Genomic DNA, 13,922 nt, shown 5'->3' on the forward strand with positions numbered 1-13,922 from the left:
CATATGTGGTCCCTGTCGGTGGAGGAGCAGTTCTATGCCGTTTGGCCTGTGCTGCTTATCGCCAGCACTGTCATTGCCAGGCGCTACGGAAAAAGAGAGTGGGTCACCATTTCGGCGATTGCCGCGCTAGGGATCGGTGCCTCATTTCTCTATGGCGTATGGCTTTCCGGCACCAACCCCAACGCGGCCTACTTCTCCGTCCTTTCCCGTGGCTGGCAGCTTCTGGCAGGTTCGCTGCTGGCTTGTACCGTTGGCCGCGGGCTGTTCGTACGAGTCTCACACACTGCTGCGTCTGCGCTGGCTTCGCTCGGAGTGGGGCTACTACTGATAGCGGCACTCGTCATCGAAGGCTCCCATGCGTACCCTGGCTGGGTGGGTGCGCTTCCGGTGCTCTCGGCATTGGCGCTGATCGTGGCCGGGTTCGGCAGGACTCCGAACCCCATCTCCCGACTGCTCGCCACGAGGCCCTTCGTCTTCGTAGGGAAGATATCGTATCCCTGGTACCTCTGGCACTGGCCCCTGCTGGCCATGGCACGTGCCCACCAGCTGGGTGAAGGGGATATGGTGCGCGATGTGGCACTGGCCGCCCTGTCTTTCTTTCTGGCATACCTGACATATCGTTGGGTGGAAAAGCCTGTCGCAAGTTTTTTTACGCGGCGCTCGGTATCCAACAAGCGACTCGTCAAGTTGGGTGCCTTGTCTTCCGTTCTGCTTGCTCTTGCTGCGTTCGGGCTGATGAGCCATGCCAACCAGCAGAAGAGCATGGGTTTCTATCGTCAGTTGGACAGTGCCGCGGAAGACGTACCCGAACTTCGCGGGAAATGCCACCTGAGCGCTCCTTTCCAGGGACTTCCGGATGAATCCATTTGTGTAAACAGGCCCGATATTGGGTCTCCAGATCTGTTGCTCTGGGGCGATTCTCATGCGGATCACTACTCGCCAATGCTGGACGCGCTTTCTAATGAACTGCAGTTTGCGTTTCTCCAAAGGACTTTCAGTACCTGTCCGCCGTTGATGGGCTATTCCCATGGCTATACTCAGGGCCATCCCCAGGAGAACGACCGGAACTGCGAGCTGTTCAAGGAAGATATGACGAGCGAGCTCTCACGGTTGGCGGAACGGGGGCTTTCGGGTGTCGTGCTGAGTGCCAGCTGGCTGGGGCGGACTAGCAGTGAGACCCGTTTACCCCTGGCGGAGAAGGGGCTCAGGAATACTGTCGATACACTGCTTGGTTACGGGCTGCGAGTGATTATCGTAGCGCCCACCCCCGTTTTCAGCGTTCCCATGACGGATTGCCTGGCCAGACGGACAGTGGAGTCATGCAGTACCTTCCAGCGACGGCTGGAAAAGAGGCGGGAGGCCATCCTTGCCGTCATGCACGAAATAGCCGAGGAGGAAGCGGACGTCAGGGTCGTCGATTTTTATGCGCAGCTATGCCCGGGCGGAAGGTGCAACTCCCTACTGGGCGATACGGTGGTCTATCGAGACGAGCACCACCTCACGACTCGTGCGGCCAGGGAGCTCTCCTCTCATGCGCGCAGCGATATCGAGTGGCTTCTGTAGCACCCGGTTGTCGGTTCGGTACCGAGCGGGCAATAAAAAACCGAGGCTTCATGGCCTCGGTCTTCATGTTTGGTAGCGGGGGCCGCTGAACTTGAAACGAAGAGCGAACCGACGGTCGTCGGTTCGGGACCGAGCGGGCAATAAAAAACCGAGGCTTCATGGCCTCGGTTCTCATATATGGTAGCGGGGGCCGGATTTGAACCGACGACCTTCGGGTTATGAGCCCGACGAGCTACCAGACTGCTCCACCCCGCATCAACGTGAGGCGTATTCTACGCTTTTTCTGCGCTGTGTCAAGGCGGGCGAGGTTCTTCGTGCAAGCGTGGCGCTGGTGTCCATAATCAGTAAGGGGGAAGCTTGAAGGCGAGCCCTTCTGCCAGCATTCTGTTATGGCTGGCTTGCCCCGGTAGGTCTGGCAATGCGATTACAAGCGTCATGATCAGGGAGGTGGAATATGACTCAATCAGCACCCGTAGCGTGGGTCACCGGCGGAACCGGTGGTATCGGTTCGGCAATTTGCCGTGCATTGGCGTCGGCGGGTTACCACGTGGTGGCGGGCTATCATAATCCGGAAAAGGCAAAGTCCTGGCTCGAGACTCAGAAGGCCGACGGATACGACAATATCTCCCTGTCGGGTGTCGATCTGACCGACTACCAGGCATGCGAAGCAGGGGTCAAGGAGATCGAAGCGGCCCATGGGCCGATCAGCGTACTGGTCAACTGTGCCGGGATAACTCGCGACGGCACGATGAAGAAGATGACCCCCGAGCAGTGGCACGAAGTCATCGACACCAATCTCAACACCGTATTCAACACCTGCCGCAGCGTCATCGAGGGCATGCTCGAGCACAAGCATGGGCGCATCATCAACATCTCTTCGATCAATGGCCGCAAGGGCCAGTTCGGCCAGGTCAACTACTCGGCGGCCAAGGCCGGCATGCATGGCCTGACCATGGCCCTGGCCCAAGAGACGGCCACCAAGGGCATCACCGTCAATACCGTGTCGCCCGGCTATATCGCCACCGACATGATCATGAAGATTCCCGAGAACGTGCGTGAAGCCATTCGCGAAACCATCCCGGTAAAGCGCTATGGCACGCCGGAGGAGATAGCTCGGCTGGTAGTGTTCCTGGCCGATAAGGAGTCCGGCTTCATCACTGGTGCCAATATCGATATCAATGGTGGCCAGTTCATGGGATGAAAGCTGCGTGAGTCTGTGCGGGAGGCCATCGGGCCTCCCGTTCTCGTTCTACCGCAGGCGTCAGGGAGGCGGCAGGCGTGTCAACCGCGTGAGCAGCGAGTCGAGCTCGCTCACTTCGAGTTGCCACTGCTCGGGAGAGACTGGCCCCGTCGCCAACAGGTTGCGCAGTACGATACGAACTTCCTCGGCGCGACTCAGTTCGCGACCGAGGCCTTCGTTGAGTCGCTCGACCTGGATGGCCAGGCGCAGGGGCTCGTCATGCTGGCTGACACGGCCCATCGAGAGCAATGAGAGGTGAACGCGCAGGCGCGCCAACCGTTCGCTCACTTCCTGAGTTGGCGGTGGATTTCGCCGTGAGGCGTTGCGCTGATTGTGGGCGCTGCGCATGTCTTCGGGAAGGTCGAGTTCCGGGTCGAGGGGAACGTCTTCACAGGCGCTCCCCTCGAGGCAAGCAGCATCTGCCGCCAGGTGAGCGTCGAGCAGGGAGCGGCAGGCCTGCCAGCGCTGGATCTCTTCCACCACGGCCAGTCGTGCAAGACGCTCGCGGCGGGTGCGTACGATGCCGCTCCAGCGACGCCGCATGCCCTCCGTGCGTCGTCCCGGGGGCAGCGGCTCAAGGGTCGCCGCCTGGTCGAGTGCCTGCTCCAGCACGTTACTGTCGGCATAGCGGGTAGGCTGCCAGGCGTCGAGCCGATCGATGAGCGTCTGCATCTCGTCGAGACGCTGGCGCGCCCGCTGCACGCGATCGTCACGCTGGGCCTCGCGCATGGCGAAGATCTGGTCGCAGGCCGTGCGAAACTCGCGCCATAGCGTCTGCTCCTCGCCGCGCGGGGCACGGCCTAGCTCCCGCCAGCTCTGCTGCAGGCCCTTGGCGCGTTCTGCCCGGGCATCGGGGGATAGCGGATGCTCGATCAGTGCCTGGGCCTCGTCGACAAGCTGCCGCTTGGCGTCGGCCACCTCCTTGGCGCGCTGGTCTATCAGGCTTTGCAGCGCGAAGCGGATGCGACCGAAGCGTCGCCCGATGGCCTGGGCCTGTTCGCGCGGCACGGGGGAGTGACGACGCCACTCTTCGCGTGCTTGGTCACGGATGCGCCGCAGAGCATCCGGGTCGGCGTCGGCGGCGGGCACGTCCAGCAGGGCCTCGAGCTGCTCGCACAGAGCGGTGCGTGCCTCCAGATTGCGCATTCGCTCGCTGGCCTGGCGTTCACGCCACGGGGCCAGGCGCTCGTGGATGCGGTCGGAGGCGCTGCGAAAATGCTCGGAGAGTTCGCGGCTGGCAGCGGCATCGCCGAGCCCCTTCCAGTCGCGCACCAACTGACGGTGGCGCCGGTCGAGTTCGGCCTCCGTGATAGCGGCGTCGCCTGCGAGCTGATCGATGGCCTGACACAGCTGTTCGCGCTTGGGGCCCGCGACGAAACCGCGCCAGTCGCGTAGCTCCGCGAGTCGGGCGCCAAGCCGCTTGAGCGTAGCTTGATGGGGGCGCAGGCTCGCTGCGGGCAACGAGTCGGCACGATGCCTGAGGCTCTGGTGAAGGCGACTGGCACCCTTGAAGGCACCGTGGTCGAGTAGCTTCTCCAGTTGGGCAAGGTCCTGAGCGAAGCGCTCGAGGCGTGCCTCGACGGCTTCTTCCTCAACTTCCTCCCTGCCAGCCAGCAATTGCTGTGCGCGGGCGAGCAGCGGCGTTGGCGGTAGCGTGTCGGGCCAGTGGCAGGCTTCGAGGCTGGTTCGCAGCCGCTCGGCGTCCTTCTCCCTCACGGCTTGCTCGATCTCGGCGGCATGGCTCTCGAGGCGCTCCCACGCAACGAGAATTTCATCGTAATCGCGCAGCACGGTGTCGTAGCGTTGGCGCAGCGCCTCGTCGGTCACGTGGAGATCGGAAAGTGCTTGCCAGCGGCTGGCCAGTAGCACCTTCTGGGCACGCAGACTGGCGATGTCCTGGCCGGTCACGCGGTCGCCGCGGGGCAGGCCGGCGAGGCTCTCCTCCAGTGCCTCGAGCAACGATTCCCGTGCCTCTGCCGCCTGTTCTCGGCGACGGTCCGTTTCGGCGCTGGCGTGTTCCTGGGCTTCGTGATCCGAGATGACCTTGCGGCAGCTCTGGCTGGCCTCCTGAAAGCGGCGCTCCTGATCTATCCCGGGCAGATCGTCGAGCGCTTCCCACTCGCGCACCAAATGCCGGAACCGGCCCGCATAGAGGGGCTCCCAGGGCGCCCTGGCGTGTGCCTCCAGCTTTGCCAGCAGCGTTTCGCGCTGAGCCCGTGCTGCGGCCAGCGAGGCGGCATCCGTGCGCAGCCGGTTCAGGCGTTCGCGCGCCTGGCGCACGACCTGTCGGTCACGGCGCGCTTGCTGAACCAGACGCTGCAGGCCCGCTTCGCTGGTGACTCGCGACGCAGCGGCGTGACGCACGGCGGCGATGCCATTGTCACAGGCCTGCTCGATGAGGTCCTCTTCCGCTGTCAGGCGTGCTACGGCGGCCAGGCGCAACTGCTGATTGTCGCCTTCCAGCGCTAGGCGTGACAGCAGCTCCCTGTCGTCGAGCCGTTCGACGATGCGCAGGCGCTGGGGCAGATCGAGGCCGCCGCTCTGCCCGCTGAGCAGCACGACCAGGCGACGGCGAATCTCGGCCAGCTCCGGCTGGCGGTCCAGCAGCTCGAGGAGCGTCTCGGGTGAATCGACTCTTTCCAGGGCCGCCTGGCGGACGGAGGCTTCCGCATCGAGGCATAATGCTTCCAGAGCCTGGCGCTGTTCCGGGCGTGCGGGGTCGAGCCGGCTGATGGCCTGACATCGCACCTGGGCGTCGGGGTGCTGCCATCGCGGGGCGAATAAGCGGCGAAGGAATCCGGGCATGAGGCATCCTGCAAGTGAGAGGGCGCAGCCAGTTGCTGCGCAAGCCGTATTGTTGCTGTCGAGTCGGCGTCTTTCGTCTAATGTATGTTATCTAAGCACGCGCCGCGGTTATGGAAAAGCTTGCCGGAACAGGAGCGTGTAGACAAATGGCGACAATGGCCGCCGAGCCTTGGCTGGCCGTATCATCAGTTGCAGGGGGGATGGGAGTCGCTTAGCTTTAGTCCCACGACCCGACAACACCCGAGTGGAGTCCGGCAATGAGCCTCAAAGTGGACAGGGCAGACATGGCATTCACCTTCAAGGGGGGCATGCTGCCCATGACGGTCATGGAATTGGCTAGCGCGGATCCGGAGCAGATCCGCGAGCAGCTTTCGGGAAAGCTTAGTCAATCTCCTGCCTTCTTTCAGCATACCCCCGTGGTCCTCAGCGTCGAGAAACTCGACGAGCCTCACCTGGCCCTGGAGCGGATCTGTGCCGTATGCCGTACTCACAAGCTGCTGCCTGTGGCGGTACGTGGCGGTGCAGACCCCGTCAAACAGTCGGCTTGGGCGCTGGGCCTGGGCTGGTTCCCGCCCTCTGACGGCGCGCGTGCCCGCTCGTTGGAGGAGGTGCCGCCCGTTGAGGCGGAGGCACCAAGCGAACCCGAGGCAACGGCCTCGGCGGCCAGCGGCGGGCGTATCTACCGCGGCACGGTACGTTCGGGACAACAGGTGAGTGCGCCCGATGGCGACCTGGTGGTCATCGGCGCCGTCAATGCCGGGGCGGAAGTACTGGCAGCCGGCAGCATACATGTCTATGGCGCCCTGCGCGGCCGTGCACTGGCCGGTATCCACGGCGATACCGAAGCCGGTATTTTCTGCCGCGAGCTGCGCGCCGAGCTGCTTTCGGTGGCGGGTAACTACAAGCGTCTCGAGGACATCGACCCGCATCTGCTGGGCTCCTCGGTTCAGGTCGTCCTGCGCGATGCCCAGTTGGGGATTACCTCGCTAGCTTAGGCAGTTTACGCTCTCTTCGTCTTACTTCGTCTATCCAAAGGAACGTGCAACTTGGCCAAGATCATCGTAGTGACCTCAGGCAAGGGTGGGGTCGGCAAGACTACCAGTGCAGCGGCCATCGCCACCGGGCTGGCGCTGCGAGGCAACAAGACCGTCGTCATCGATTTCGACGTGGGGCTGCGCAACCTCGACCTGATCATGGGGTGCGAGCGCCGCGTGGTGTATGACCTGGTCAACGTGATCCAGGGAGAGGCCGGGCTCAATCAGGCGCTGATCCGCGACAAGCGAGTCGACAACCTGCATATCCTGCCGGCCTCCCAGACCCGCGACAAGGACGCGCTGACGTCCGAAGGGGTCGAGAAGGTGCTCGATACCCTGGGCAAGGATTTCGATTACATCCTCTGCGATTCCCCTGCCGGTATCGAGCGCGGCGCCCAGTTGGCCATGTACTACGCCGACGAGGCGATCGTGGTCACCAACCCTGAAGTGTCGTCGGTGCGTGATTCCGATCGCATCCTCGGGCTGCTCGCCTCCAAGACGCGGCGTGCCGAGCGCGGCGAGGATCCCGTCAAGGAGCACCTGCTGATCACTCGCTACAATGCGACTCGAGTCGACCATGGCGACATGCTCAACCTCGAGGACATCCGCGAGATTCTCGCCATCGACCTGATCGGCCTCATTCCCGAGTCCGAAGCGGTACTGCGTGCCTCCAACCAGGGGGTGCCCGTGACCCATGACGACAACAGCGATGCGGGCCAGGCCTACATGGATACCGTCTCGCGCCTGCTCGGGGAAGAAATCCCGCTGCGTTTCCATGAGCTCCAGAAGAAGAGCCTGCTGAGCCGCATGTTCGGAGGAGGTCGCCGGTGAAGTTACTGGAATTTCTGAAGCGTGAGCGCAAGAAAACCGCCTCGGTGGCCAAGGAGCGGCTGCAGATCATCGTAGCGCATCAGCGCAGCCAGCGTGGCCAACCCGACTACATGCCGATGCTGGAAAAGGAGCTGCTGGAGGTGATCCGGCGCTATGTGCAGGTCGATGACGACGCCATCAACATCAGCCTGGACAGCGAAGACAACTGTTCGGTACTGGAGCTCAACGTCACCCTGCCGCGCAGTTAGAGAATGCTGAACAAATTGACGAGCGAGATGAAGCGCAAGGCGCACGGAGCACAGAACCGAGCGAAGCGACAAACAGCTGTAGGCTGGCCCCGAAGGGGCGAGAAGCCGAAGGCTGCGAGTCAACCGGAGCATATGCGGTATATGTGAGGATTCCGACCGGGCTGGCGCACCAGCACCGCGCAACGCAGCGATTCGCTCGCGCAGGCATTTGTGCAGTGTTTCCTCGGCTGAGTCGCTCGCGGGGCTATGTTAGTCTGTGCCACTCAGGACGCAGTCAGGAGACACCGCGCCCATGGCGAAGCCCAATGCCGCCCCGATGACCTTCCTGTGGCACGACTACGAAACCTTCGGCGCCGACCCTCGTCGCGACCGGCCCTCGCAGTTCGCCGCGATACGTACCGATGCCGACTTCACCGAAATCGGCGAGCCGATCGAGCTCTTCTGCAAGCCGGCCGACGATTACCTGCCGCAACCCCAGGCGTGCCTGATCACCGGCATCACGCCACAGCAGGCGCGCCGGCGCGGGGTGCCCGAGGCCGAGTTCGCCGGGCGTATCCATGCGCTGATGAGCGAGCCCGGCACTTGTGCGCTGGGTTACAATAGCCTGCGCTTCGATGATGAAGTGAGTCGCTGCCTGTTCTACCGCAACCTGCTCGATCCCTACTCCCGCGAGTGGCAGAACGGCAATTCGCGCTGGGACCTCATCGATGCGGTGAGAGCCTTTCATGCACTGCGCCCGGCGGGTATCGAGTGGCCTCGCCGCGAGGACGGCTCGCCCAGCTTCCGGCTCGAGCACCTGACCGCGGCCAATGGCATCGCCCACGAGGGCGCCCATGACGCCGTGGCCGATGTGCGTGCCACCATCGCCCTGGCGCGGCTATTGCGGCAGCGTAACCCACGTCTTTTCGACCACTTGCTGGCGCTTCGCAGCAAGCGTGAGGTGGCCAAGCGCCTCGATATTCCTGGACGCAAGCCGGTGCTGCACGTATCGCGTCGCTACCCGGCCAGTCGCGGCTGCAGTGCGCTGGTGATGCCCTTGGCCGAGCATCCCACCAACCCCAACGGAGTGATTGTCTACGACTTGTCAGTCGATCCTCAGGCCCTGCTCGAACTGAGTGCCGAGGAGATCCGTCAGCGTGTCTTCGTCAGTAGCGACGATCTGGCGGAAGGAGAAGTGCGCATTCCGCTCAAGGTCATTCACATCAACCGCAGCCCGGTGATCCTGCCCGCCGCGGCGCTCAAGGACGTGGAGGGGCCGCGCCAGGGTGAGTACGGCGAGATCGTCGAGCGCCTGGGGCTCGACCTGGCCACCTGCCGTGCCAACTGGAAACGTCTTGCGGCGAGCCCCGAGGCGGCGCAGAAGGTGGGTGAAGTCTTCGCCCAGCCTCCTCCCGATGGCCCCCACGACCCTGATCTGATGCTTTACAGCGGCGGCTTCTTCTCGCCTGCCGATCGCCAGCAGATGGAGCGGGCGCGCGCAATGACGAAATGGGATCTGGTGGATGCCAGGTTCGCCTTTCAGGACCCCCGCCTGGAGGAGATGCTGTTCCGCTACCGCGCGCGCAACTACCCCGACACCCTCGGCGCCGAAGAGCAGGCGCGCTGGGAGGCCTACCGCTGGGAGCGCATGAACGATGGCGCCGTGGCCGGATTCACGCTGAAGGATTTCGCCCGCGAGATCGAGCGACTCAACCAGGTTGCTCTCAATGACCGTGACCGCCTGATCCTCGAAGAGCTCGTCATGCACGTGGAGGCGATGATGCCGGCCCAGGCCTTCGGCTGATCGCTCGGCGCTTCCCCGCTACCAAGTCCACTGCGCCCGGCCAAATGGCCGGGCGCAGTGGTATGGCCTCGGCTCGCGTCAGTCTTCGCCTTCAGGCAGTGGTTCCAGGTGTCGGCTCAGGGCCGCCACATCGCTGGGCTCGTCGCCCGGATCATAGGCAACGATGGCACTGGGCGACTCGAGCAGTCTGGGCCAGGTTTCGCGCAGGTCGTCGGCTGTAACGGCCAGCACGCGCTGGGCCAGGCGCTCGCGGCGGTCGAACTCGGTATCGCCGAACGACAGGGCGCGCCACAGTCGGTTGGTCAGCCCGGACAGGCTGGTATCGCGCTGCAACAGGCTGTCGTGTACGGCCTGGCGATAGGGGGCCAGGTCGGCGTCGTCCATTTCCGCCAGGCGTTGACCGAATTCATCGAGAAAAGCGTCGATATGCGCCTGGATCTCGGCGCTCGTGGCATCCGGCGACTGCACCAAAAGGTTCAGCCCCGGAGCGTCGAGCAGCGGTGAGTAGCCGGCGCTGACCACGTAGCCGAGTTGCTCCTCGGTGCGCAGGCGTTGATAGAAGGGCGTATCGATCACCTGACCCAGCACCGAGAGGCGCGCCTGGGCGTCGAGCGAGCGATCTTCGCCCTGCAGGTAGCGCAGCACCAGCGACTCCTCGCGGGTGGTCAGCGGGTGCAGGGTGGGCAGCTCGTCATCGATACGCAGCGGGGTCAGGTCGGGGATCGCCTCCCGGGGTAGCGTGGGGGCGAGCATCTCGGCCACGAGCTGCCCCTCGCGCCGGGCCAGCTTTGCATCGAGATTACCGATGGCGAGTGCCTGCAGGCGCAACTCGCCGAGGAACTCGCGGCGGAAGTCGCGCAGATCGTCCACCGTCAGCTCGCGGCTGGCTTCCAGCAGGCTCCGGGTCGGCCAATGGGGACGCAGCAGGGCTTCGGCCAGGGTACGGTGGCCCTGGCGGAACAACGCCGCTTGGGGGGCGTTGCGCCACTCCCGCTGCAGGCGATAGCGCACGCGCTCGAAGTTCGCCTCGTCGATATCACCTTCGAGCAACTGCTCGAGGGTGCGGCGCATGACCCGCTCCTGGCGGTCGCGCCAGCCCGAGAAGGCGAGCGTGATGCCTCGGGCGTGGGCATAAGCCTCGGCGTCGTGCCCGGCCAGGCGTGCCGCATAGAATTCCTCGTTGAGGCTGTCATCAAGCCAGCCGGCCAGCAGGTCGGCCAGCACAGCATGGCGAGGATTGCTGCTTGCCTGTGGGTTCTGCAGGCTGAAGCGCCACTCCACCTTGGGCGTGTTGAAGCTGGAGTCCGCCATATGCCACAGCTCGAAGCCGGGCGCTTCCAGCAACTGCTCGGGGCGTTCGTCCTGCTCGTCGAGCAGTGTCACGTCTTCGGCAATGAACGGGTTGGGGCCGGGCAGGCTCAGGCCTGCCAGTGGCTGGGCCGTGGCAGCCGCGGGCTCGACGTCGCGCCAGGGCGTATCGAACCAAGGGGAAGTACGCTCGCCCTCCACCTCGGGGCCGCTGTAGACGCGCAGCAGCGACTCAGGGCGCAGGGCATCGAGATATTCGTCGATCAGTTCACGATTGAAGCCGTCCATGCGGTAGGCGGCGTACTGCACGTCCTCCATCGGGAAGCGGGCCAGATTCATGGCCAGACGCATGGCGCTCTGCAGCGTCGAACCATGCTGCTGGAAGCGGAACTCCTGTTCGGCAAGCTGGGCCTGCTCGGCGTAGCGCCACTCCTCCAGGCCCTGCTCTCGGATCTGTTCGATGGCGGCGAACAGCGTGGCTTGGATTTCGTCGAGGCGTTCGGCACCGGCCGGTGTCAGGCTGACGCTGACGGTGAACAGCGCATGGCGCTCGTCACCACGCCCCACGCCGGCGGATAACCCATCGGCCAGCCCTGCTTCGCGCAGCACGGCGAACAGGCTGCCCTCGCCCTCGTGGCCCAGCAGGTGGGCAATGAAGTCGGCGGGCTTGTGGCGATAGTGCTGGATGGGGTCGGGGACCGGGAACATGAAGCTCACCTGACGGCTGTCGCGTACCGATTGCAGCTCCACCAGGCGCGGGAGGCTCCCCTCTCGTACCAGTGGCTCCTCGATCACCGGGCGTTCCAGGTCGCGGTCGGCAATGCCGGAAAAGCGCTCGGCCACCATCGCTTCGAGTTCGTCCAGTGGCTGTGGCGCGACCAGCGCCAGGTGCATGACGTTGGCATCGTAGTGGCTCTGATAGAACTCGATTACCCGCTGACGCAGGGAGGGCTCGTCCTCGGGCCGATCGGCCAGCGTCTCGCGGCTGCCGACCGAAAAGCCGGTGGTGGGATTGTCACGGTTGAGCACCTGGTTGAGCACGTCGTTTTCGCGACGACCGTCGTCGCGAATGCGCGACATATACTCGGAGTGAACGATATTGCGTTCGCTTTCGAGCTTCTCGGCATTGAACAGCGGGGAGAGAAAGAACTGGCTGAAGCGGTCCAGCGCACCGGGTAGGGCTTCGGGCTCGATGTCGAAGAAGTAATTGGTGTCCTGCGGTGCGGTGAAGGCGTTGTGGCTGCCGCCGTGACGCTGCAGGTATTCCTGATAGGCATCGGCCTCGGGGTATGGCTCGGTGCCGAGGAACAGCATGTGCTCGAGAAAATGCGCAAGCCCCGCCAGATCGTCGGGGTCCTGAGCGCTGCCCACGCCGACGTTCATCGAGGCGGCCGCTTGGTCGGCCTCGGGGTCGCTGACGAGCAGGGCAGTGAGGCCGTTTTCGAGCAACAGCACGCGATAGTCGCGGCTATCGTGAGGGCTGACGTGAGGAAGCACGACCTCATCGACCGCCTCTTCGGGAGCGGCATCGGCATCGTCTGGCTGTTGTGCCTGGGTGAGTCCGGGCAGCAAAAAGCCAGCCAGCAGCAGACTTGCAAACCAGTTTGGCAAGTACCGGCAGCCTGACCAATGCAGGGGCGGGCGGGGCATGAGCATCTTCTCTCCTATTCGTTCCAGCGCAGCATGGGGCCCGTCGGGTGGGCGCAGGCGGGATCCTGGTTGGCAGGGTCGTTTACTCTTCTTGATACCGGAAAGGCGCCCAACAGTTCCCGTGGGGCTGGCCGAAGTAGCGCGCGGGCGGCTTCCGGCGTCGTTCGAGGGTCGAGCCAGCGCATGGCGTCGGCGGCATCGATCAGCGCCGGCAGCCTGTCGCTCAGGGGCGCCAGGAAGTCGTTGGTCGGTACGGTGACCAGCGCCATCGAGTCGGCATGCTCGGTCAAATCGGTATGGTAACGACACCAGATACTGGCCAACAGCATTGGGCCCCGATCAACACGGGTCACTAAAAAAGGCTGCTTGAAGCGCGGCTGAGCTCTCCAGACATAGACGCCCCCCGCCGGTACCAGGCTGCGGCGGGCAGCGAAGGCGTCGCGGAACATGGGGCGGTCATCGAGCGATTCGGCCCGTGCACAATGCGGAGCGTGATCGAGTACGGTTAGCCAGGAGGGCGTCAGCCCCCAGAAGACCTGGCTCAGACTGGCACGGCCGGCTTCCAGTCGAATGTGCGAAACCGGGCGCCTCGGAGCCAGGTTGGTGGCGGTCAGCAGGGGAGTCTCCCGGCACAGTTCGGGCAGCAGTCGAGTCATGTCGAGTGGCGGTATGTAGAGGCGACCGGCCATGAAGTCTCCGAATGACGGGATGGCGTCAGGTTAGCCAAGCCGAGGAAAACAGAAAAGGGTTGGTGCGCAATGGTCGAAAACAGTGTTCGATGTGCGCTATCCTAAGCTACCGGGCCAAGCATTGTCGCCCGTGATGAACAACCTCCGCGAGGAACTCGATGGCTCGTCCCCGACAGCATGCTCCCGAAGCGCTCCATGCCCAGGTCATGGCCGCATGCGATGACTGGCTGCAGGGCAACCCCGTGCATGCGCTCTCGCTGCGTGCACTGGCACGCGAGGTGGGCTGTGCGCCGAGTACGCTGCTCAAGCTCTACGGCAGCTTCGGTAACCTGCTGCAGCATGTGAATATCGAGACTCTGGCTCGGTTGCGCATGGTCATCGAGCCGTTGACCGAGGGCGCGGAACCCGAGAGGCAGATGCGCGCGCTGGCGCTGGCCTACTGGCAGTTCGCCCAGCGCGAGCCGTTTCGCTGGCAGCTTCTGTTCGACTATCCGTTGGCCCAGGAGGGTGAACTCGACCAGCGCCAGTCGGACATGATCGAAGCGCTGTTCCTGCGCGTCGAGATGAGCCTCAAGGAGTATCAGCCGGCGCTCGGCGACCTGGAGGCCAGGCGCCTCGGACGCACCTTGTGGGGCAGCGTGCATGGCCTGGTGCAACTGGGGCTCAATGAACGCCTGGGCTACTGGCAAGGGCAGCAGCTCGAAGTGCCGGAGCTGCTCGACCAGTTGCTCTTCACCATCCTCGCCGGCCTGAGACACAGGTCCGATATCG

Annotated in this window: 10 protein-coding genes and 1 tRNA gene; 7 read left to right on the forward strand and 4 right to left on the reverse strand. The window is 64.0% G+C overall.

The window, feature by feature from the left end:
* A partial coding sequence (locus HBJ55_RS21580; RefSeq protein WP_167120154.1) for an acyltransferase family protein occupies positions 1-1,563 on the forward strand: 1,563 nt, incomplete at its 5' end.
* Positions 1,564-1,741: 178 nt separating this feature from the next.
* Here the strand turns inward: HBJ55_RS21580 and HBJ55_RS21585 are convergent.
* Positions 1,742-1,818: transfer RNA gene (locus HBJ55_RS21585), tRNA-Met, on the reverse strand.
* A gap of 199 nt (positions 1,819-2,017) precedes the next feature.
* On the opposite strand from HBJ55_RS21585, the gene phbB reads away from it, so the two are divergent.
* A complete protein-coding gene (phbB, locus tag HBJ55_RS21590; protein WP_167120157.1) occupies positions 2,018-2,764 on the forward strand; it encodes an acetoacetyl-CoA reductase in 747 nt (248 codons plus the stop codon).
* A gap of 60 nt (positions 2,765-2,824) precedes the next feature.
* On the opposite strand, the gene HBJ55_RS21595 is transcribed toward phbB, so the two are convergent.
* Complete coding sequence (locus tag HBJ55_RS21595) at positions 2,825-5,608, reverse strand: DUF349 domain-containing protein (RefSeq protein ID WP_167120160.1); 2,784 nt, start codon at positions 5,606-5,608, stop codon at positions 2,825-2,827.
* Positions 5,609-5,865: 257 nt separating this feature from the next.
* On the opposite strand from HBJ55_RS21595, the gene minC reads away from it, so the two are divergent.
* The 4 genes from minC (at position 5,866) to sbcB (ending at position 9,504) form a co-directional block, all read left to right on the forward strand.
* The gene (gene minC, locus HBJ55_RS21600) at positions 5,866-6,603 is read left to right on the forward strand and encodes a septum site-determining protein MinC (RefSeq protein ID WP_167120162.1); all 738 of its coding nucleotides are present in this window, start codon (positions 5,866-5,868) and stop codon (positions 6,601-6,603) included.
* 51 nt (positions 6,604-6,654) lie between these two features.
* Complete coding sequence (gene minD / locus HBJ55_RS21605; protein ID WP_167120165.1) at positions 6,655-7,473, forward strand: septum site-determining protein MinD; 819 nt, start codon at positions 6,655-6,657, stop codon at positions 7,471-7,473.
* Positions 7,470-7,721: a cell division topological specificity factor MinE gene (minE, locus tag HBJ55_RS21610; RefSeq protein ID WP_010630224.1), complete on the forward strand. Its 252-nt coding sequence runs from the start codon at positions 7,470-7,472 to the stop codon at positions 7,719-7,721. Before minD ends, minE begins: the two co-directional genes overlap by 4 nt.
* 292 nt (positions 7,722-8,013) lie before the next feature.
* On the forward strand, positions 8,014-9,504 hold the full coding sequence (gene sbcB / locus HBJ55_RS21615) for an exodeoxyribonuclease I (protein WP_167120169.1): 1,491 nt from the start codon (positions 8,014-8,016) through the stop codon (positions 9,502-9,504).
* 78 nt (positions 9,505-9,582) lie between these two features.
* Here sbcB and HBJ55_RS21620 read toward each other — a convergent pair whose 3' ends face one another.
* The gene (locus tag HBJ55_RS21620; RefSeq protein WP_422674227.1) at positions 9,583-12,468 is read right to left on the reverse strand and encodes an insulinase family protein; all 2,886 of its coding nucleotides are present in this window, start codon (positions 12,466-12,468) and stop codon (positions 9,583-9,585) included.
* An 8-nt stretch (positions 12,469-12,476) separates the two neighbouring features.
* Entirely contained in the window at positions 12,477-13,151 is a 675-nt protein-coding gene (locus tag HBJ55_RS21625) for an SOS response-associated peptidase (protein ID WP_167120176.1), read from the reverse strand.
* Positions 13,152-13,309: 158 nt separating this feature from the next.
* On the opposite strand from HBJ55_RS21625, the gene HBJ55_RS21630 reads away from it, so the two are divergent.
* Positions 13,310-13,922: TetR/AcrR family transcriptional regulator (locus HBJ55_RS21630; RefSeq protein ID WP_167120178.1), on the forward strand; the 613-nt coding region annotated here is incomplete at its 3' end.

It is taken from the genome of Billgrantia bachuensis (assembly GCF_011742165.1).
GTDB lineage: Bacteria > Pseudomonadota > Gammaproteobacteria > Pseudomonadales > Halomonadaceae > Halomonas > Halomonas bachuensis.